This is a genomic window from Arenibacter palladensis (assembly GCF_900129275.1).
Lineage (GTDB): Bacteria > Bacteroidota > Bacteroidia > Flavobacteriales > Flavobacteriaceae > Arenibacter > Arenibacter palladensis.
This window is the reverse complement of the sequence record NZ_FQUX01000002.1, coordinates 506,722-528,003: the sequence shown is the minus strand read 5'-3', so window position 1 is coordinate 528,003 and position 21,282 is coordinate 506,722. Positions and strand designations below refer to the sequence as shown.

Below are 21,282 nucleotides of genomic sequence, written 5' to 3'. Positions count from 1 at the left end.
AATTTTGGTAGATGATCAAAAAAAAGAAACAGGCGAAATGCTCGGTTTGGAAGATTTAATTATCAACTTGCGACTGGATATTTATGTAAAGGACTTTAGGTGCTCGCATAAAAAAATCCCCAATAATGATTGTCATTATTGAAGATTTTTAGATACGATATTATGTTATTTTAGACCTACAACTATGAATTGAATGCCATTTTTCGTTTGGTATTGACGGCTCTGTTTTTAGAAAACACCAAGATCAAAACTGCAATGGTTATCCCGGTACCGGCCATTAGGGCTCCTACCAAGCTTGCGGAGGTAAATCCAAATCCCATGGCTATGGGTAATCCTGCAAAGTACGCTCCAGAGGCGTTGCCCATGTTAAAGGCACTCTGATTCATGGAAGATCCGAGCATTTCAGATCCTTTGGATGCCCTTATTATGGCTAATTGAATTGGTGTACCTACCATAAAGGAAACGATTCCTATTATGAAGGTTAAGATTAATATGGCTACTGGATTTGCGGCAACCAAGAAGTTGATCAGAAGTACCATTACCATTAAGGATAAGCTGATGATAACTGCTTTCAAGGGGCTAAATATCTCAGCCATCTTAGCGCCAATAAAATTACCGAATACCATTCCTACCCCGGCTAAAATCATGGCATAACTTACCATACTTTCTGAATGTCCGGATACATTTGTCAATAGAGGGGCAATATAACTATACCACGCAAAGAAACCTCCTGTCCCAATAGTGGTAAGTAAAATGAGCAGCCAAATTTCCACTCTCTTAAAAACCTTCAAATCTTTGAAGAATCCGTCGGAAGACGATTTTTCCATTTTAGGCATCCAAAAGTAGATACTGAGCAGAGCTATTACACCTACAATACCAACCATTAGAAACGATAGGTTCCAGTTATAATGATGACCTAGGTAGGTACCAATCGGGACCCCTATAACGTTGGCTATGGTTAGGCCGGCAAACATGGTGGCAATGGCCTGGGCTGCTTTCCCTTCTTTCGCCAACTTTCCTGCTACTACGGCACCAATTCCAAAAAATGCTCCATGTGGCAATCCAGACAAGAATCTAGCAATCATTAAAGTGACATAGTTTGTTGAAAATGCCGATAGGGTGTTGAAAACCGTAAACCAGATCATTAGATAAAGTAACACTTTATGCGCAGGCCACTTACCACTCAGAGCTGTTAAAGTGGGGGCACCAATTACTACGCCCAAGGCATAGGCCGATATGAAATGACCTGCTTGAGGTATACTTATTTGAAGAGAATTGGCCACGTCCGGTAGAATACCCATAATTACAAACTCGGTCATTCCTATACCAAAGCCTCCTACCCCTAGGGCAAGCAGTGCTTTTTTGTTCGATTTGTCCATACTCATAATATTATTATTTAAGACATTAATACAGGTACAATATTACTACAAGGTATTTTCGTACAGCTATGGATAATTATCCTATTTATATGCATTTATATCCTGCAAAAAAGCGGCAAAAGTAATACTCTTTACCGATATAGTGCGTGTTTATAGGAGTTTTCGCGTTTTATTGGGAAACTTTTAAGACTTAATGGGGTTGACTTATTTACGCCTTTTTTGATATAAATGTTTATCAATCACAGCCAAAAGGCCCCTTTGCCCTTTAAGAAGGGTTAGAGAATTTATGGCATAAATTTTTAAAATCTCATTGACCAAGTGATCTGTGCATTAAATTTTTAAATCTATACGATTTAGGAATATTAAACGTTGATACCATATACAAAGGAAGATTTTTCTTACAAATTATTTCATCATGAAAATTTATCAGCATAAGATACTTCATCTCGAAGACCTTAACCATTTGGAATTGGATTTTGTTCCTGATGTATTTTTTCTCTTCGCATCGCCCACCTTTATTGGTACAGAAGAATTTGTAAACCAATTGTCACATAAATTTGAAAATACAAAACTAATAGGTTGTTCCACTGCCGGAGAAATATTGGGAAATGAGGTGTTGGATTCTACGATTGCCCTAACGGCGGTTAAGTTTGAAAAGACGAAACTTAGAATAGAGGAAGTTGATCTGTTATCCTACAACACAGATAGTTTTGAAGCAGGGAAAGCTATAAGTGGCAAATTACACGGACCGGGTTTGAGGCATATTTTCGTACTCAGTGACGGGCTCATTGTAAATGGGGCCGAATTGGTAAAGGGATTGCATGCCGATTTGGACAAGTCTGTGAGTATCACTGGGGGTTTGGCTGGGGATTGTTCAAATTTCGAGAATACCTTCGTGATATCGGGGAACCAAGTGGCTTCCAAAAAGATTGTTGCCTTGGGTTTATATGGCCCTGAACTAAGTATCGGATTTGCATCCAAGGGAGGTTGGGACAGTTTTGGTATTGAAAGATTGGTAACAAAATCTACCAATAATGTACTTTATGAATTGGATGGGCAACCTGCATTGGAGCTATATAAATCATTTTTGGGAGACATGGCAAAGGATTTGCCCGGTTCGGGTCTTTTATTTCCTTTGAGCATGAGGGATGAGGATAATCAAATACCAGTGGTAAGGACCATTTTATCCATTGATGAAAAAAATGGAAGTCTCACTTTTGCGGGAAACATACCCCAAGGTTCCTATGTTAGATTAATGAAGGCGAATATCGATAGAATTATTGGAGGAGCCGAGCAATCGGCCTTATCTGCAAAAGGTAGTACGGAAGATCAGCATCAGTTGGCTTTTTTGATAAGCTGTGTAGGGCGTAGATTGGTTATGAAACAGTTGGTGGAAGAAGAAGTAGAAGCGGTAAATGAAGTGTTTGACAATGACATCTATACCACAGGCTTCTATTCGTACGGGGAAATTGCTCCCTTTGATAAGTTTTCGCCATGTACACTACACAACCAAACAATGACGATAACCACGTTTTCTGAATGAGAAATAATTACCATAGACTACTTAAAAGGCAGTTAAAAAAGATAGATTTGGATGGCGACACTCTAGATCTTATAGCTCCCTTATTGCATCAAGTGGACGAGGCTTATAAGGCCTATGATTCTGATTTGCAACAGGTGGAAAATGTATTGGAGAAAAGTTCGCAAGAATTGTTTCAGACCAACCAGCAGTTAAAAAACAGTGTGGAATCTATTTCTGGGCAATTGTCCAAAGTAGCCGGAAACATCAAGGATGTTATTTTTGAGATGGACCTAAATGGCAATTGGTCCTATCTAAACCCTGCCTGGCGAAAGTTGACGGGATATAAGGTTAAAGATTGTTTAGGAAAACCCTACTACCAATTCTTGAAAGATGACCAAGGAAACGATTTCAAAAATCTTATAGATCTTAAGAAACCTAATTTTAAGACTATAAGCAAATCATTTAAGTCCCAAATTATTACAGGAGAATATAAGTGGTTGGATTTTTCCTTAAAGGTCATTATGTCCGAAGAAGGACATATTGAGGGGTACATTGGTGCCATTGTGGATATTACCAAAATAAAGGAAACGGAACTGGCCTTAATTGAGGCCAAGGAAAAGGAATCTATGGCCAATAAGGCCAAAGATGAGTTTTTGACCACCATGTCCCATGAGATTAGAACACCCTTAAATGCAGTTATAGGTATTAGCCACTTGCTTCTGTTGGAAAATCCTAAAATGGAGCAGTTGGAGAACCTAAGTACTTTAAAGCATTCCTCGGAACATTTACTGTGTTTGGTAAATGATATATTGGACTTTAATAAAATTGCTTCCGGACAGTTGGAATTGGAAGAAAGGGATTTTAGTTTAAATCAGGTGCTGAACGGTTTGCGGAGTATATTCCACAATACGGCAAAAGAAAAGGATATTAGGTTACTAATCAAAAAAGACACCTCCCTTCCCAAAACATTTATCGGGGATAGTACTAGATTGTCTCAAATCCTTACCAATCTGGTTAGTAACGCCATTAAGTTTACAGAAGAGGGCAAGGTTATGGTGGATATAGAGGTGCTGAAAGTAGAAGCGGATTTCTACGTTTTGGAATTTGTAATATCCGATACGGGAATTGGTATTCCCGAAGACAAAAAGGATAAAATATTTCTTTCGTTCGCCCAGGCCAATTCGGATACCACAAGAAAGTATGGTGGTACCGGCTTGGGTCTGGCCATCTGTAAGCGATTGTTGGAAATTATGGATAGCGATCTTGAACTGGAGAGCGAGGTTGGGAAAGGATCTACCTTTAGTTTTAAGTTAAAACTGCAAAAGAGCAGCATGACAGATTATCAAGAGGATAACAATGCCTTTGATGCAAGATCAATTCATGACCAGGATAATCTTAAAGGAGCAAGAATTTTAGTGGCCGAGGATAATAAGGTGAACATAATGGTCATTGAAAAATTTCTCTCCAAATGGCAGGTAGATTTTGATATAGCCGAAAACGGTCTAATAGCACTGAACAAAGCTTTGGAAAACACCTATGATATGATTTTAATGGACCTTCAGATGCCGGTAATGAATGGGTTTGAAGCCAGCAAGGCCATTAGGGAATCCAATAACCCGCTTAATAAAGTCATGCCCATCTACGCGCTATCGGCATCTACGGGAATGGATATAAAGAACCAGTTAGGGGAATACGGAATAGATGGTCTTATATGCAAGCCTTTCAATCCAACGGAATTATTCAAAACATTGACGTCTATCCTTCAGCAAAAGTATATACAGTAATAGAGCAGTTTAAAAGTTAGGTGTTTATGGTTTTAAATCGGAATCACTTATCTTCTAAAACAAAAACCTCTGTAAAGTGTAAAGAAAAAAAATAAAGCCCACTAGATAGATATCAAGTTGGGCTTTAATTTTTAGAAAATTCTTTAGATTCAGATAATCTATATCGAATATCGGTTATAGAATATAGTCGGTACTGATAAAGTTGGACAATTTGGATTCCAACAACTGTTCTACGGTTTCAATATTAAGTTCGTTGTCCTTAAAGGCTACAAAGGTCCTAATGGAGAAGGAACGCAATGCATCATAGACACTTAAAGTAGCTTGGGCAGAGTCCTTTCGCCCTGTAAATGGATAAACGTCCGGGCCACGTTGGCAAGAACTGTTCAGGTTTACCCTACACACTAAGTTCACCAAAGTGTCTATTAACGGAGCAATGGCATATACATCCTTTCCGAACAAACTTACCTGTTGTCCATAATTGGATTCGGCCATATCGTCCAAAGGTTCTTCAATATCCTTAAAGGTTACGATTGGAATTACCGGACCAAATTGCTCTTCCTGATACACCCGCATTTCTTTATTAACCGGATACAAAACGGCTGGCCAAATGTAATTGTCGGAATGCGTACCACCTTTTTTATTCAAAATCTTGGCACCTTTTTCCCTGGCGTCATCTATTAACTCCTGTATATAGGCCGGCTTATCAGGTTCGGGCAGAGGGGTTAACTTAACGCCTTCTTCCCAAGGGTTTCCAAATTTTAGGGCATCGACCCTCTCGGAAAATCGTTTGTTAAATTCCGCGGCAATGTCCTCGTGGACATAGATTATTTTTAGTGCGGTACAACGCTGTCCGTTAAAGGACAAGGTACCGGCAATACACTCGTCTATGGTTAAATCCAAATCCGCGTCGGGCAGTATAATAGCTGGATTCTTAGCTTCCAGTCCGAGCACCAAACGCAGTCTATTGCTTTTTGGATGTTGGTTTTGAAGTGCATTTGCAGATTTACTATTGCCTATCAAAGCCAAAACATCAACTTTCCCTGTCTTCATTATAGGCGCTGCTACTGCCCTACCCCTACCAAATACAATATTCACCACCCCTTTTGGGAAACTGGATTGAAAAGCTTCCAGCAGTGGGGTAATCAATAAAACACCATGCTTGGCAGGCTTAAAAATGGTAGTATTGCCCATGATGATGGCAGGAATAAGCAAGGCAAAAGTTTCGTTTAAAGGATAATTGTAGGGGCCTAAACATAGTACCACCCCAAGTGGTCCCCTTCTAATATGGGCATAAACACCATCGTTTTTTTCAAATTTGGCATTATCGCGATCGAGTTGCTTGTAATCCTCAATGGTATCCAAAATATACTCCACCGTTCTGTCGAACTCCTTCTGGGAATCAGGAAGCGATTTTCCAATTTCCCACATAAGCAGTTTTACAATTTCATCCCTCTTGGTCTGCATTTTCTTTACGAAAATCTCCATGCAGTCTATGCGTTCCTTTACCCGCATGGTTGGCCAAATCCCTTTACCTTTATTGAAAGCCACCAAGGCGGCATCCAAGGCATCCATAGCTTCCTTTTCGCCCATGTCCGGAATACTTCCCAGTAAGGTAGGTTTATAATTGTCCGTACTGGATATGGTAGAATATACCTCAGTTGTATTCCCTGTCCACTCTTTTAATTGGCCGTCCACCAAGAAGTGTCGTTGGTCAATAGTATTTCTTATTTGAAATTCTTCCGGTATTGCTATATCACTCATGTTGTTTGGTAAATTTTTCAGTTGTTATAAAAATAGTACCTATTTAGAACTCAGCAATAGTTATTCATTAAAAAATAATTGTTTTCACTAAGGTACTACCTATTTCCAGAGTTTGGCCCACAGTATATAGCGATTACACAACAATTGTTTTATGATGAACTTATTTAGGCATTATTTAGCTTCACAGAATTAACTTTCTGTTTTATAGTATTATTCCTACAAAAAATACCTTTGAATGAAAATGAAAAAAAACTTAATTAGTTTAGTACTTGCCCTATTAGTATCATTGCTAAATTATGCCCAACAATGGGAAGCATTGGGTGCCAATGATTTTAATGCGCCGTCCTCGACTTCAGCAAGGTATTTATCCATGGCGAAAGGTCCCAATAATAGTGTTTATACCGCCTACCAAGATGAAGACAATTCCTCTAAGCTAAGTGTTAAACAATTTATTAACAATCAATGGGTTTATGTGGGCACACCTGGTTTTTGAAGTTCCTATCTTAATTCTTTATTTTTGGCTACGGATACCAATTACCAGCCCTATGTAATTTTTTCCGATGGTGGTTATGATAACAAAGCAACGGTAATGCGTTTTAATAACGGCGCTTGGGAGTTGGTAGGTGATCCAGGCTTTAGTACCAGTTCTTCCTACGGTAATTCATTGGCTATTGCCCCGAACGGGACTATTTATGCAGCAGTTTCAGACTCGGCCAATTCTTCAAGGCTTGTAGTTTATCAATTTGTTAACGGTGATTGGGATATTCTAGGTTCATCGCCTATCTCGGATTCTTACGCAAGCTCGATCAATATAGCAGTGGACAGTAACTCCATTCCCTATGTAGCCTACGCCGAAGAGCTGGCAAACTATAAGCGATTTGGTTCTGTAAAAAGGTATATAAATGGAGTGTGGGAATATGTTGGTAACCAGTCTTTTACTGGTGCAACTTCTTATTTATCCTTTGCTATTGATAATGATAATGTGCCTTATGTTTTAACCAATGATGCCTCAAACGGCTATGTCCCCATTATTTCAAAATTTAGTAACGGAACATGGGACCAGTAGGTTCAAATGTAATTTCAGAAGACATGTCAGGTTATCTGGCAATGACAATTACAGAAAACAATACTCCCGTTGTGTTGTATCATGGACAAGCTAGTAATCTGATCGTAAAACAACTCAATAACGGTAGCTGGGAAACCGTAGGCTCGGATAGTTCGGCATTTGATCGGGTATTTAACCAACCGAGTATTACTGCCACAAACGATAAAATATTTGTATCCCAACCGGGAGATGATATGATGGGCATGGGTTCTATAAGTGCCGTATATCAATTTTTAGATGGAGTATGGTCTTCTACTGGGGGAAATACAGGTATTGCGAAAGGAAACTTTCAAAAGGACGCTTTGGCCATAGACAGCAATGGAATGCCTTTAGTAGCTTTTGTAGACTATGATAATGACTATAAGATTTCAGTTCTAGGTTTTCAAAATAATGAGTGGATTCCTGTAGGTAATAAAGGTATCTCGGCAGCTTCGGCTACTCCGGTAACTATGGATTTGGATTCCAACGATGTCCCCTATATATTTTATATGGATTCTTCGGTTGAGGGAAAAGGAACGGTACAACGTTATATCAATAATAATTGGGAAGTGCTGGGCTCCATAGGATTCACAACAGCAAATGGGCAGAGCATATCTATTGCGTTAGACCCCAACAATGTTCCCTATGTGGTTTACAGTTATTACTCGGGCGGTTACAATTTGGAAGTCATGAAGTATAATGGATCCAGTTGGGAAATGGTCGGTGACCCTAATTTTACTGGACCTACCTCCGATATGGATCTTGATTTTAGTAAAGATGGCACACCTTATTTAGCATATACCGAAGGTAATAACGGATACAAAGAAGCCGTACGTCGCTACGTTAACGGATCTTGGGAACGAGTTGGCAATATAGGTACTTCATCTGGTGCCGCTTATGGCATAAATATGGAATTTGATTCAAATGACATACCCTATATAGCTTACCGTGACCAAGGTAATGGCACCAAGGCCGCAGTTAAAAAATTTATTAATAATGCATGGGAATTGGTGGGCGTTGACGGATTTACTTCAGGTTCTACTGTGTATACCACCTTAGCCATATCTCCGGATGATATTCCTTATGTTGTTTATAAAGACTATGCCAACAATGGTAAAATCTCTGTTCATCAATTTAAAAATAATACATGGGAAATTGTAGGCCTAGCTGGTTTTTCGGCATCTAGAATAGAGTGGCCATCCATAAAAGTTGCGAAAGACGGAACCGTGTATTGTGTATATTATAGCAATTATGATAAAATTTTTGCCAAAAAATTCAGTGATAATTCACTGCCTATTATCACCACGACTAATGAAGTAAGTGTGGCAGAAAATGAAACCGCGGTGATCAATGTTAATGCAACGGATAATGATGGGGATAGCGAAGGCAATGGTTTGTCCTATTCATTGTCCAATGATGACAATGGTGGCGTGGACAATGATTTCTTCAATTTAGAGCCCACTACAGGGGAACTTATTTTTAAGGAAGCCCCGGATTATGAATCTCCAATGGACGAAGGAAATGACAATGGCTATAAGGTACAGCTAAGTGTTACCGATTTTAAAGGGGGAACAGCAACACAGAATATTTTAGTAAGTGTTACTAATGTAAATGATATGGTGTTGGATATTGGTACATCGGATGTACTCTGTTTTGAAGGTAATTCCGGTTTGGCAAACATAACTGTAAATCAAGGCAACCAAGGCTATAACTTTGAATTATTTTTGAATGAAAATAGTTTTGGAGAAACCATAAGCACCCAAAATCAAAATTATTCTTTTAATGGTTTAGTTGCTGGAAACTATTCCGTAAGAGTTACAGACAATGATGGCCATACGGTGACCAAGGATTTTGTAATAGATCAACCGGAGGTACTTCGGGCAATAGCAAACACCACCTTGGAAAGTTATGTTGGAGCCAAAGACGGAATTATTGAGCTAACGGTTTCCGGGGGTATGCCTCCTTATAATTTCAATTGGTCAAGAAATGAAACTACAAGCACTATTTCGGGTCTGGGGCAGGGAGTATATTCCGTTACTGTTGAGGATGTCAACGGTTGCACAATTGATTTGCCAGTTACCATTGAATCCAATTCATCTCCAACAATTCTTACTACGGGGTCAATAATGACAACAGAAAATTCTATTGAAGTTATTGATATGGAAGTATCGGATATGGAGGGGGATATGGAAATGAATGGAATAACATATGCCTTCACTGCTGAAAATAACGGAGGGGAAGACAATTCATTTTTCTCTATAAATGCCGATTTAGGTATTATCCAGTTCCTGACCAAGCCAAATTTTGAAAATCCTAGCGATACAAATCATGATAATATTTATCAAATTCAAGTTACGGTACAAGATTCTTATGGAGCAAAAACGCTTCAGGATATTAGCATTACTATCCTGGATGATGTAGATGATTATGATGAGGACGGCATTATGGATACCGAAGATTTGGATAATGACAATGATGGTGTTGTAGACACGGAAGATGCCTTCCCTTATGATGAATCAGAGGATACCGATACAGATGGCGATGGAATAGGTAACAATGCAGATACGGATGATGACAATGATGGTGTTCTTGACACCGAAGATGCTTTTCCTTTGGATGGATCAGAAGATACTGACACGGATGGCGATGGAATTGGGAATAATGTAGATGAGGACCATGATAATGATGGCGTAGTGGACAGCGCAGATGCTTTTCCTTATGATGAATCAGAAGATACAGATACTGATGGTGATGGCATTGGCAATAATGCGGATACCGATGATGACAATGACGGGATACCAGACCTGCAGGATACCTTCCCGGGAGATAGTTCTCCGAAGGTGATACCTGCACAAGCCTTTACTCCGAACGGTGATGGTGTTAATGACTACTGGATAGTGCCGGGTATAGACAATTATCCCAACAATAATGTTAAGGTTTACAATAGATCCGGTAATGCCGTGTTTGAAACCAGAAATTATCAAAATAACTGGAACGGAGCCTTTAATAACAATAATGGTAAACTACCTGCGGGATCTTATTTTTATGTGATTGACTTTGGGAATGGCCAAAAGTCCCTTCAAGGATGGATCTTCATCAATTATTAAATCAACACTATAATTTTAAAGCAATACAATGAAATCATATAAAGGCCTATTTATCTTGTTTATACTTGCCTATTCTACAATTCAAGCACAGCAGGATCCAAATACAATATTTTACCGCTATAACATGAATATTTATAATCCGGCATTTGCAGGTAGTTCAGAAAGTTCAGACATTACTTTAGGTATTCGCAGTCAATGGGCCGGAATTGAGGGGGCTCCAGAAGGTCAGAGTGCTATTTTTAGCACACCTTTAAATAAGAAGGCAGGATTAGGAGTATCTATTTTAAATGACAAAACGTTTATTGAAAATCAAACTTCAGTAGCTGTTGATTTTTCATATCACATTCAATTGAGTGATTCCTATAAACTTTTCTTCGGACTTAAGGCAAGTGCTAATTCTTATAGTGCTAATACTTCTGGATTGGTAACGTACGGAATTGGTCAGGATCCTACCTTAACGGATTATGAAAGTAGGTTTATGCCCAATATTGGTGCCGGTCTCCTTTTATTGCATCAAGATTATTTTCTTTCATTTTCCATTCCGAGATTGTTGACTCCAGAGCGTTTACAGGAAAAGGATGGCACTGCCTATTTAGGGGAAAGTAGAATGCACTTGTATTTATCGGGTGGTTATGACCTCAGATTAGGGGCATCTTCAAAATTGCAGAATTCGATCATGTTCCGATATGTAAATGCCACTCCTTTATCCGTTGAAATTACATCCATACTGGATTTCGGATATAAATTCAATCTAGGGGCATCTTATAGATATGACGAAAGTGTAAGTGGCTTGTTTTTATTTAAGGTCAGCGATAATTTTAATCTTGGATATGCTTATGAGGTAACTACAGGGAATGTTTTTAATCAGAACAAAGCCAGTAGCCATGAGTTATTTATGAGATTATCGATTTAATGGAAATTATTTGTTTAAAGTGCCGTTCCTATAACTAGGATTGGCACTTTACATTTTAAAATTGCTCGCTAAATTAAATACTGAAACAAATCCGGCTTATCGTTAATGTAGTCGCCAAAAAAATTGTTCTCCTTCATCCGTTTTACAAGTGGAGCTAAATCTTCCGGATTTTTTAATTCTATTCCCACTACGGCCGGAGCATTTTCCCGACTAGATTTTTTTGAATATTCAAAATGGGTAATATCATCGGTTGGGCCCAGAATATCAACAACGAATTCCTTCAACGCTCCTGGTCTCTGAGGAAACCGAATTATAAAATAGTGTTTTAATTTTCCGTATAGCAAGGCACGTTCCTTTATCTCGGCCGTACGTGTAATATCGTTGTTGCTGCCACTTACGATGCAAACTACGTTTTTGCCTTTTATTTCTTCCTTATAATCGTCCAACACCGTAATGGTGAGGGCTCCCGCTGGTTCCACAACTATGGCATCCCTATTGTAAAGATCTAAAATGGTCTGGCAAACCTTGCCTTCCGGTACGGTTACCATATCATATAGGTATTCCTTGCAAATATTGAATGTAAGGTTTCCCACTCGCTTTACCGCGGCACCATCAATAAACTTATCTATATGTTCCAATTCGATGTTAACGCCCTTTTCTATGGAAGTTTTCATAGATGGAGCTCCCTCCGGTTCCACGCCAATAATTTTTGTTTGTGGCGATAAAGACTTAAATACGGCACAGAGACCTGAGGCCAATCCCCCCCCACCTACAGCTACGAAAACATAGTCTATTGGTTGTTTGGTCTGTTCCAATATTTCCAAACCAACGGTGGCCTGACCTTCAATTATTTTTGGGTCATCAAAAGGGTGGATATAAGTCTTTTTTTCAGCGGCACAGAATTTTTTGGCCGCATCCGAGGAATCATCAAAGGTATCCCCCTCAAGTACCACGGTTACCCAGTCCCCTCCAAATAATTTTGTTTGTTCAACCTTTTGTTTCGGGGTTACCGATGGCATATAAATAGTGCCTTTAATGCCTAAGTGATTACAGGCAAAAGCAACACCTTGGGCATGGTTTCCGGCGCTGGCACATACCACACCGTTCATGGTTTCTTTTTTGCTAAGGGAGCTTATCTTGTTGAAGGCACCCCTTATCTTATAACTTCTTACCCTGTGTAAATCTTCCCTTTTTAGAAGAATATTGGCATCATAGGCCTTGGAATATCTGATGCTCTGCATCAATGGAGTAATATCCGCTACTTGTCTAATGGTTTCGGCAGCCTTTCGGATGTCTTCTATTTTGGGGAAATATGCGTCCATCAATAGGTATATAAACAAAGGCCTGCCCAGTTAAATGAAACTCGGCAGGCCTTATAATTAGTCAATTATAATTATACTATAGGTTTCATTGCTGTCATGGATGCACGCAACCTTGCTCCTACAATCTCTACAGGATGCTCGCGTAAAGCTTTGTTTACTGCAATTAGTTTTGCGTTGTCCACACTTAGATGTTTTTCGTCAGCAAAATGCTTTCCAATAACATCGGTATCTATGGTTTTCATGAAATCGGCCAATAGTGGCTTACAGGCATGATCAAACAAATAACAACCGTATTCGGCCGTATCGGATATAACCCTGTTCATTTCAAACAATTTCTTTCTAGCAATGGTGTTGGCGATCAATGGAGTTTCATGTAGCGACTCGTAGTAAGCAGATTCTGCAATAATTCCAGATTCGGTCATGGACTCAAAAGCCAACTCCACACCTGCCCTTACCATAGCTACCATTAGTACACCGTGGTCATAAAATTCCTGTTCAACAATTTTAACAGATCCGGCAGGAGTCTTTTCGAAAGCGGTTTCTCCGGTTGCTGCTCTCCAGGTCAATAGGTTTTTATCATCATTGGCCCAGTCTTCCATCATGGTTTTTGAGAAATGGCCGCTCATAATATCGTCCATATGCTTATGGAAAAGTGGACGCATTATATCCTTTAATTCTTCAGATAGTTCAAAAGCCTTTATCTTCGCAGGATTGGACAAACGATCCATCATATGGGTAATACCTCCGTATTTAAGCCCTTCTGTAATGGTCTCCCATCCGTACTGAATTAATTTGGAAGCATATCCTGCGTCAATTCCTTTTTCGATCATTTTATCAAAACAAAGAATGGAACCAGTTTGCAACAAACCACAAAGTATAGTCTGTTCCCCCATTAAATCTGATTTTACTTCGGCAACAAAGGAAGATTCCAAAACACCTGCCTTATGTCCACCAGTGGCAACAGCATAGGCTTTTGCCTGGGCCAATCCTTTATCCTGAGGGTCATTGTTCGGATGTACCGCAATTAGGGTAGGAACACCAAAACCTCTTTTATATTCTTCACGTACTTCAGATCCTGGACACTTTGGAGCTACCATAATAACGGTTAGGTCCTCACGGATCTGCATACCTTCCTCCACAATATTAAAACCGTGTGAGTAAGATAGGGTGGCACCCTTTTTCATTAGGGGCATAACTGCAGAAACTACACTGGTATGCTGTTTGTCCGGAGTTAGGTTAATAACTACATCGGCCGTTGGAATTAGCTCTTCGTAGGTACCTACATTAAATCCATTTTCACTTGCGTTTATAAAAGACTGTCTTTTTTCTTTTATAGCTGCACCTCTTAGGGCGTAAGATATGTCCAATCCGGAATCGCGCATATTAAGACCTTGGTTAAGTCCTTGGGCACCACATCCAACGATTACAATTTTTTTCCCTTTTAAAGCGGATACACCATCAGAAAATTCTGTAGATTCCATGAACCTGCATTTCCCCAATTGAGTAAGTTGTTCCCTTAATGATAGTGTATTAAAGTAATTTGCCATTTTTTAAACTCGATTTTATTTCCCGATTAGGCTCGGGGTTGATTATTTATTGATTAAACTCTTTTAATAATGATGAAATTTTCATTTCGGATTTTGTAACCGCAATCCTTCCGGAACGCACAAATTGCATGATACCATAAGGTTTCAATTGTTGGTACATTTCGTCAATTTCATTTCTTCTTCCGGTCTTTGCCAGTACGAAGAATTCCCTTGATACCGTAACAATTTGGGAGTTACTATCCTTAATAATGTTTTGAATATTTCGTTCATCGAACAGTAAGGTAGAAGCTACTTTGAATAATGCCGATTCCTGATATATGGTTTCTTCATCGGTGTGATAGAAGGCCTTGATGACCTCGATCTGCTTTTCCACCTGCCCCACAATATTACGCACCCAATCTTCTGTAGTGTACACCACAATGGTAAATTTTGACACGTGGTCTATTTCCGATTTAGAAACATTTAAACTTTCAATGTTTATATGACGTTTTAAAAATATCCCTGATATTCTGTTCAGTAGTCCTACGCTGTTCTCGGAGTACACTGAAATTGTAAACCATTTTTTTTCCATCTCCTTATCCCAATCCCCCATCAAAAATATGAAGTTATGGGTAATTTTAATTAATAATTATTTTATTTCAAACGTATATCCGATACTGATGCCCCTGAAGGAATCATAGGAAAGACATTGTCCTCTTTTTCTACTTTAACTTCCAAAAAGTAAGCATCCTTGGAGGCCAACATTTCTTTTATGGTAGCCTTTAAATCCTTTCTTTCGCTTATGCGTTTGGATTCTATATGGTAGCCTTCTGCAATTTTTACAAAGTCGGGGTTTACCATTACAGTAGAGGCATATCTACTTTCAAAGAAAAGTTCTTGCCATTGACGCACCATTCCCAAGTGATCATTGTTGAGTACCACGATTTTAACAGGGGTCTTGTTCTGGAAGATAGTCCCCAATTCCTGAATGGTCATTTGATATCCACCATCACCTATAATGGCAACTACTTCCCTATCCATGGCTCCCATTTTGGCTCCGATAGCAGCCGGTAAAGCGAAGCCCATGGTTCCCAATCCACCGGAAGTTACATTACTTTTGGTCTGTTTAAATTTGGCATATCTGCAGGCAATCATTTGATGTTGTCCAACGTCTGAAACTATTATGGCCCTGTGGCCACTGGCTATATTGATCTCCTCAATAACTTCTGCCATGGTAAGTTTGTCCTTAGTAGGATATACATCATTTTTAATGATCTGCTCAAACTCTATCTTATACTTTTTCTTAAATTCATTGTGCCAAGATTCGTGAGTATTGTTTTTGATCATTGGTAGCAACAGGTCCAAGGTAACCTTGGAATCTCCCAATACCGCTACATCTGCCTTAACATTCTTGTTTATTTCAGCAGGATCTATATCGAAATGAATAATTTTTGCCTGTTTGGCGTAGGTGTCCAGACTTCCGGTTACCCTGTCGTCAAACCGCATACCAATGGCAATGAGCACATCACATTCGTTCGTCAACAAATTGGGCCCGTAATTCCCGTGCATACCTACCATTCCAACATTTAAGGGATGTTCCGTATCCATAGCGGAAAGCCCAAGTATGGTCCAGGCAGCAGGAATACCTGCCTTCTCTACCAACGATTTTAGTTGTTCCTCAGCTTGCCCTAAAATTACTCCCTGTCCAAAAACTATAAAAGGTTTTTTGGCAGCATTTATCAAATTGGCAGCATCCTCAATGGCCTTGATATCTGGTTTAGGGTAAGGCTTGTAACTACGAACCCCGGTGCAATGCTCGTATGAAAAGTCGAATTCATCAATTTGTGCATTTTTGGTAATATCTACCAATACGGGTCCTGGCCTACCTGATCTCGCAATATAGAATGCCTTTGCCAAGACCTCTGGAATTTCAGAAGCTTTGGTAACTTGACAGTTCCATTTGGTTACAGGTGTGGAAATTCCGATAATATCGGTTTCCTGAAAAGCGTCGGATCCCAACAAATGTCTGGCTACCTGACCTGTTATACAGACCATTGGTGTTGAATCTATCTGGGCATCGGCAATACCGGTAATCAAATTGGTAGCTCCTGGACCGGAGGTGGCCACTGCCACACCTACTTTTCCGGTTACCCTGGCATAGCCCTGTGCAGCATGGGTAGCTCCCTGCTCATGTCTTGTTAGAATATGGGTTAGTTTATCCTGAAATTTGTACAATTCATCATACAGCGGCATAATGGCCCCTCCGGGATATCCATAAATCAAGTCTACACCCTCAGCCAATAGGCAATGGATTATAGCCTCCGCACCACTTATTCTCTTCGTACCCTGCTTAGATGATGCTGTTTTTTCCTTTTTCAATGTTTCCATAATTGTAGACCTAATCGGTTAACATACTTGGTATAAAACCCTTTAATTTTTCTTGGGCAGATATTTAATTTTCTGTACCCTTTAATATTATATTTCGTCGGTTACACAACCTTGTGAGGCCGAGGATACCGTTCTTGCATATTTGTACAGACTTCCTTTTTTAACTTTAAGGGGCGGTTGTACCCAGTTTTCCCTTCGCGTTTTGATCTCTTCATCTGAAAGGGCCACAGAAATACTATTTTTTTCCGCGTCAATGGTGATAATATCCCCATCCTTCAAAAGGCCGATAGTTCCACCATCCTGAGCTTCCGGGCATACATGACCAACAACAAAACCGTGTGTTCCTCCAGAAAAGCGACCATCGGTAATCAAGGCTACATCCTTCCCTAGTCCGGCACCCATAATGGCAGCTGTGGGTTTCAACATCTCAGGCATCCCTGGGCCACCTTTAGGGCCTTCGTACCTAATAACCACAACGTCTCCTTTTTTTACCAATCCTTTGCCTATACCGGCATTTGCCAAGAATTCATCATCAAAAACTTTAGCAGGACCTGTAAAGTGTAAACCTTCCTTACCTGTAATCTTGGCTACGGCACCGTCTTCTGCGAGATTTCCGTATAATATTCTTAAGTGTCCTGTTTCCTTGATCGGAGCGTTCAGAGGCTTAATAATTTGTTGCCCTTCTTTTAAACTTGGAACTTCTGCAAGGTTTTCGGCAACAGTTTTTCCGGTTATGGTTAAACAATCTCCGTGCAACATACCGTTCTCCAACATAAACTTCATCACCGCCGGTGTACCTCCTGCACGATGTAGATCTTCCATTAAGTATTTGCCACTTGGTTTCAAATCTGCCAAGAATGGAGTACTGTCACTAATTTTTTGAAAGTCGTCCAAGGTAAAATCAACATCTGCTGCTTTCGCTATTGCTAAAAAGTGTAGGACAGCGTTGGTAGATCCTCCTAGGAGCGTAAGTAAACGTACAGCATTTTCAAAAGATTTTTTTGTAATGATGTCGCTGGGCTTAATATCGTTTTCCAATAGATGCCTTAAGGCAAAACCAGCACTTATGGCATCCTGTTTCTTCTCTTTGCCAATGGCTGGGTTGGAAGAATTATAAGGTAGGGCCATGCCCAAAGCCTCTATAGCGGAAGCCATGGTGTTGGCGGTGTACATACCACCACAGGCACCTGCTCCCGGACATGCATTTTGAATTACTCCTTTGTAATCCTCCTCGTTCATGGTTCCGGCTACCTTTTCGCCCCATGCCTCAAAAGCAGAGACAATATCCAATTTCTTGTCTTTGTAACAGCCGGAGGCAATAGTACCGCCATAAACCAAAACAGATGGTCTGTTCAGTCTAATCATGGCCATAAGGGCACCGGGCATATTTTTGTCGCAACCTACAACAGTTACAAGTCCGTCATAGTTCATAGCTTGTACTACAGTTTCCATAGAATCTGCAATGATATCCCTAGAAGGCAATGAATATCTCATACCGTAGGTACCCATGGAAATACCATCACTTACACCTATAGTATTGAACACAAGACCAACCAAGCCCCCTTTTTCGGTTCCAAGTTTTACTTCTTGGGCCAGATCATTTAGGTGCATGTTACAAGGATTGCCCTCATAACCTGTACTACCAATTCCGATCAGAGGTTTTTTTAGATCCTCTTCTTCCAATCCTATGGCGTATAACATAGCCTGTGCGGCAGGTTGTGTAGGGTCTTGGGTAACGTTTTTGCTAAATTTATTTAATTCCATTAATTTGTATACTTTGTATTTTAATACTATTCTATATAAACTACGACTACCAAAGATAAAAGTTTAAAAACCCTTAGATTTTTAACATAAAAATTTGATTTAAATTCAATTATAATGATTTAATTTCAACTATCTGATAACCAGATATTTAAATACATAAACCATATCATATTCAGTAGGTTTTTATTCTTTGATAAACCTTTTGTTATCGCCTTAAAAAAGAACATAATCCCAAATTATAATTGGGTAAAACCTAAAAAAAAAGCCTGTATCACATTAGATATGATACAGGCTTTTTAAATAAATAGAAATCCGTATCATCCCTGTTAGGGGACGATAATGACCAATTCAATTGTGGTTCTATTTATTTTCATAGGGATAAATTTAGGCATTAAAATTTAATTGACAAAGGAATAAATTTCCGCACCCTATTTTAGTTTAAAACTAACAAGGTCTCCAGATCTTTTTTGCGCTAAAATGGACATGGCCATATCCGACAACTGCAAAATTCGTGGATAACCCCCTGTGGTCTGACCATCTTTCATTAATATGATTAATTTTCCAGCAGGGGTAAGTTGTATTGTACCAGGTAAAGTGGCGGAGGTCAACATGGATATTGCATTGCCATCGATTGACTCGTTGAGCTGATATGCCATTCGGTTGTTCTCGTTGGCCACTGAAAATTCCTTGTAAAATATTTGGGACAGTTGTTTGTCCGTTAAAAGTTTATATTCAGGACCTTTATAGACTTCCAATTGGGATTTGTCCAATACGGAGTCTACTTTAAGTTCTGAAATTTTGGGATTGAAAAGTTTACATTTTGTATAGGGCAAACTGGATATTTTCTTAATGGAATCCTGTTCGGTAATAGGTCTAAAGAAAGATCTACTTCCCAATACCACTGTTGTCTTAAATCCGTCCTTAATTCCCAAATATCCCCTAAATCCTTTTAGCAACTTGCCGTAGGTTAGGATATCACCGCCGTTGACTTTGTAGACTTTGTAGTTGTCTATGGGCTTATTATTAAGGGTAACCGACATTTCCGCACCACCCAGCACAATATAGGTATCCTGTTCAAATTCCATTGTGGGTCCCGTCATGGTTATTTCCAGTACCGCACTATTTTCATCATTTTCAAGTAAAGTGTTTAGCTTGGAGACAGTGTACGAATCCATTACCCCGGCAACCGGAACTCCTTTATCCCTGTATCCAAATCTACCGGAATCCTGTACGGTAGTGAAAAAGCCCGATTTAATAATGTTAAGCATCCAGCACTATTTTTTCAATGTTATAAATACCTACCTCACTTTCAATTTTATGCAACTGGTATTCTGCCATCGAAATAGGGTAAAACTGTATTTTATCCCCAACTTTAACAAAACATGGGTTTTCCTTTTTTACGTCGAACATGGGAACAGGGCATTTCCCTATTATGTTCCAGCCTCCAGGTGAATCCTGTGGATAAATACCTGTCTGTTTTCCTGCTAGACCAACCGATCCCATAAGTACTTTGGGTCTGGGAGTAGCTTTGCGTGGAACTTCCAAAGCTTCCGGCACGCCTCCCAAATACATGAAACCTGGTAAAAAACCTATTCCATATACCGTATATATATTTTGGGAATGCAGTTCTGTTATACTCTCTACGGACATGCTTAATTTTCCGGATATCTCCTCAAGATCCAACCCAAATTTTAAATCATAACATACCGGTAATCGCCAAAGGTATCTGGTAGCAGGATCTATCTTTCCTTTTTTTGCGTACCATTCCTTTATTTTGGGTTTAAAATAATCAAAATCGAGGACAGTGTCCTTGCAGATCAGAGTAAGCGAATTATAAGCGGGCACAAACTCCCACTCCTTTTCATCTAGATGATTTTTTTTTAAGAACTGAATAAACTGAAGAATCTCGTCCAAAATGGATTCTTCTACCCTGTTGGGCCATTCTATTAATATGGCATGGACACCAAATTGCCTTACAGATATTTTGAAAGTACTCACTTTTTTATTGAGATTTGGTTCTTTGGTAAATGTTTGGAAAGATACGCTAATATTTGTAATGTTGAAGGAGAATCCCCGTGAATACAGTAGGTGTCCGCCTTGATTTTTACGGCCTTCCCGGAAAGGGTCAAAACTTCACCTTTTGTAACCATATGTAGTACATGGTCCATAACTGCTTTGGGGTCATGTAGTAATGCCCTAGGGTCTTTACGGGACACTAGGGATAGATCGTCATTATAATTGCGATCGGCAAACGCCTCGTACTTAATTCGAAATCCCAAGCGCAGAGCTTCCTTCTCTATTTTTGAATCAAAGGGAACATACAAAAAAACATATTTCTTAAATTTTTCAATGCTATCCAAAAACACCAATGCCAATTCCCTGTCTCTTGCCACATCATTATAAAGGGCGCCATGGGGCTTTAAGTGGTTTAACGGAATACCCAAAGATTTGAGGACAGTGTTTAAATCCTCAATTTGTGAAAGGATACTTTTTTTCAACTCAACCTTTGGCATCTTGATGCTGGTTCTTCCAAAATTCTCCCTATCCGGATATGATGGGTGTGCCCCTACCAGTACTTTGTGTTCTTTGGCCATTGAGGCTATCTGCATCATGGTATCGGCATCCCCGGCATGGCCACCGCAGGCAATACTACAGGAGGTAATTAAGGGCAATAGCTGTGCTTCGTTGCCTACGCCCTCCCCTATATCACAATTTATATCGATACTTATCAT

16 protein-coding genes are annotated in these 21,282 nt (G+C 39.5%); 6 read left to right on the top strand and 10 right to left on the bottom strand.

Features of this window, described 5'->3' with window-relative positions:
• Positions 1-182: 182 nt before the first annotated feature.
• Positions 183-1,379, bottom strand: coding sequence for an MFS transporter (locus BUA60_RS08225; protein WP_143153161.1), 1,197 nt, complete (start codon positions 1,377-1,379; stop codon positions 183-185).
• Between the two features lie 415 nt (positions 1,380-1,794).
• On the opposite strand from BUA60_RS08225, the gene BUA60_RS08220 reads away from it, so the two are divergent.
• Both BUA60_RS08220 and BUA60_RS08215 read left to right on the top strand, forming a co-directional pair.
• Positions 1,795-2,922: an FIST signal transduction protein gene (locus tag BUA60_RS08220; protein ID WP_072861266.1), complete on the top strand. Its 1,128-nt coding sequence runs from the start codon at positions 1,795-1,797 to the stop codon at positions 2,920-2,922.
• Positions 2,919-4,685: a PAS domain-containing hybrid sensor histidine kinase/response regulator gene (locus BUA60_RS08215; RefSeq protein WP_072861265.1), complete on the top strand. Its 1,767-nt coding sequence runs from the start codon at positions 2,919-2,921 to the stop codon at positions 4,683-4,685. Before BUA60_RS08220 ends, BUA60_RS08215 begins: the two co-directional genes overlap by 4 nt.
• 174 nt (positions 4,686-4,859) lie before the next feature.
• On the opposite strand, the gene BUA60_RS08210 is transcribed toward BUA60_RS08215, so the two are convergent.
• Positions 4,860-6,446, bottom strand: a complete 1,587-nt coding sequence (locus tag BUA60_RS08210) for an NADP-dependent glyceraldehyde-3-phosphate dehydrogenase (RefSeq protein WP_072861264.1) — start codon at positions 6,444-6,446, stop codon at positions 4,860-4,862.
• Positions 6,447-6,681: 235 nt separating this feature from the next.
• Between BUA60_RS08210 and BUA60_RS08205 the strand changes: the two genes are divergently transcribed.
• From BUA60_RS08205 to BUA60_RS08190, 4 genes are read left to right on the top strand one after another with little or no spacing between them, the layout of a single operon-like run.
• The gene (locus tag BUA60_RS08205) at positions 6,682-6,939 is read left to right on the top strand and encodes a hypothetical protein (protein ID WP_072861263.1); all 258 of its coding nucleotides are present in this window, start codon (positions 6,682-6,684) and stop codon (positions 6,937-6,939) included.
• 24 nt (positions 6,940-6,963) lie between these two features.
• The gene (locus tag BUA60_RS08200) at positions 6,964-7,512 is read left to right on the top strand and encodes a hypothetical protein (RefSeq protein ID WP_072861262.1); all 549 of its coding nucleotides are present in this window, start codon (positions 6,964-6,966) and stop codon (positions 7,510-7,512) included.
• A complete protein-coding gene (locus tag BUA60_RS08195) occupies positions 7,500-10,637 on the top strand; it encodes a T9SS type B sorting domain-containing protein (protein ID WP_072861261.1) in 3,138 nt (1,045 codons plus the stop codon). Before BUA60_RS08200 ends, BUA60_RS08195 begins: the two co-directional genes overlap by 13 nt.
• 28 nt (positions 10,638-10,665) lie before the next feature.
• The gene (locus BUA60_RS08190; protein WP_072861260.1) at positions 10,666-11,550 is read left to right on the top strand and encodes a PorP/SprF family type IX secretion system membrane protein; all 885 of its coding nucleotides are present in this window, start codon (positions 10,666-10,668) and stop codon (positions 11,548-11,550) included.
• 68 nt (positions 11,551-11,618) lie between these two features.
• On the opposite strand, the gene ilvA is transcribed toward BUA60_RS08190, so the two are convergent.
• The 8 genes from ilvA to pxpA all read right to left on the bottom strand — a co-directional run bounded on the left by ilvA (position 11,619) and on the right by pxpA (position 21,282).
• Positions 11,619-12,872 carry a threonine ammonia-lyase IlvA gene (ilvA, locus tag BUA60_RS08185; RefSeq protein WP_072861259.1) on the bottom strand — a complete coding sequence of 418 codons (1,254 nt, stop codon included), beginning with the start codon at positions 12,870-12,872 and terminating at the stop codon, positions 11,619-11,621.
• Positions 12,873-12,943: 71 nt separating this feature from the next.
• Positions 12,944-14,419, bottom strand: coding sequence for a ketol-acid reductoisomerase (gene ilvC / locus BUA60_RS08180; protein ID WP_072861258.1), 1,476 nt, complete (start codon positions 14,417-14,419; stop codon positions 12,944-12,946).
• A 46-nt stretch (positions 14,420-14,465) separates the two neighbouring features.
• Positions 14,466-14,990 (bottom strand): acetolactate synthase small subunit, encoded by a 525-nt coding sequence (gene ilvN / locus BUA60_RS08175; protein WP_072861620.1) that lies wholly within the window; start codon positions 14,988-14,990, stop codon positions 14,466-14,468.
• Between the two features lie 62 nt (positions 14,991-15,052).
• The gene (gene ilvB / locus BUA60_RS08170) at positions 15,053-16,786 is read right to left on the bottom strand and encodes a biosynthetic-type acetolactate synthase large subunit (protein ID WP_072861257.1); all 1,734 of its coding nucleotides are present in this window, start codon (positions 16,784-16,786) and stop codon (positions 15,053-15,055) included.
• Between the two features lie 87 nt (positions 16,787-16,873).
• Positions 16,874-18,550: a dihydroxy-acid dehydratase gene (gene ilvD / locus BUA60_RS08165; RefSeq protein WP_072861256.1), complete on the bottom strand. Its 1,677-nt coding sequence runs from the start codon at positions 18,548-18,550 to the stop codon at positions 16,874-16,876.
• A 428-nt stretch (positions 18,551-18,978) separates the two neighbouring features.
• Positions 18,979-19,818 (bottom strand): 5-oxoprolinase subunit C family protein, encoded by an 840-nt coding sequence (locus BUA60_RS08160; protein WP_072861255.1) that lies wholly within the window; start codon positions 19,816-19,818, stop codon positions 18,979-18,981.
• Positions 19,811-20,548: a 5-oxoprolinase subunit PxpB gene (gene pxpB, locus BUA60_RS08155; RefSeq protein WP_072861254.1), complete on the bottom strand. Its 738-nt coding sequence runs from the start codon at positions 20,546-20,548 to the stop codon at positions 19,811-19,813. The genes BUA60_RS08160 and pxpB overlap by 8 nt, the downstream gene beginning before the upstream one ends.
• Positions 20,545-21,282, bottom strand: coding sequence for a 5-oxoprolinase subunit PxpA (gene pxpA, locus BUA60_RS08150; protein WP_084532539.1), 738 nt, complete (start codon positions 21,280-21,282; stop codon positions 20,545-20,547). The genes pxpB and pxpA overlap by 4 nt, the downstream gene beginning before the upstream one ends.

What these genes read in the sequence shown, in the direction of transcription:
- BUA60_RS08225 (WP_143153161.1), bottom strand. Translation starts at nt 1,379, where the DNA reads ATGGACAAATCGAACAAAAAAGCACTGCTTGCCCTAGGGGTAGGAGGC.
- BUA60_RS08220 (WP_072861266.1), top strand. Translation starts at nt 1,795, where the DNA reads ATGAAAATTTATCAGCATAAGATACTTCATCTCGAAGACCTTAACCAT.
- BUA60_RS08215 (WP_072861265.1), top strand. Translation starts at nt 2,919, where the DNA reads ATGAGAAATAATTACCATAGACTACTTAAAAGGCAGTTAAAAAAGATA.
- BUA60_RS08210 (WP_072861264.1), bottom strand. Translation starts at nt 6,446, where the DNA reads ATGAGTGATATAGCAATACCGGAAGAATTTCAAATAAGAAATACTATT.
- BUA60_RS08205 (WP_072861263.1), top strand. Translation starts at nt 6,682, where the DNA reads ATGAAAATGAAAAAAAACTTAATTAGTTTAGTACTTGCCCTATTAGTA.
- BUA60_RS08195 (WP_072861261.1), top strand. Translation starts at nt 7,500, where the DNA reads ATGGGACCAGTAGGTTCAAATGTAATTTCAGAAGACATGTCAGGTTAT.
- BUA60_RS08190 (WP_072861260.1), top strand. Translation starts at nt 10,666, where the DNA reads ATGAAATCATATAAAGGCCTATTTATCTTGTTTATACTTGCCTATTCT.
- ilvA (WP_072861259.1), bottom strand. Translation starts at nt 12,872, where the DNA reads ATGGACGCATATTTCCCCAAAATAGAAGACATCCGAAAGGCTGCCGAA.
- ilvC (WP_072861258.1), bottom strand. Translation starts at nt 14,419, where the DNA reads ATGGCAAATTACTTTAATACACTATCATTAAGGGAACAACTTACTCAA.
- ilvN (WP_072861620.1), bottom strand. Translation starts at nt 14,990, where the DNA reads ATGGAAAAAAAATGGTTTACAATTTCAGTGTACTCCGAGAACAGCGTA.
- ilvB (WP_072861257.1), bottom strand. Translation starts at nt 16,786, where the DNA reads ATGGAAACATTGAAAAAGGAAAAAACAGCATCATCTAAGCAGGGTACG.
- ilvD (WP_072861256.1), bottom strand. Translation starts at nt 18,550, where the DNA reads ATGGAATTAAATAAATTTAGCAAAAACGTTACCCAAGACCCTACACAA.
- BUA60_RS08160 (WP_072861255.1), bottom strand. Translation starts at nt 19,818, where the DNA reads ATGCTTAACATTATTAAATCGGGCTTTTTCACTACCGTACAGGATTCC.
- pxpA (WP_084532539.1), bottom strand. Translation starts at nt 21,282, where the DNA reads ATGATAAGTATCGATATAAATTGTGATATAGGGGAGGGCGTAGGCAAC.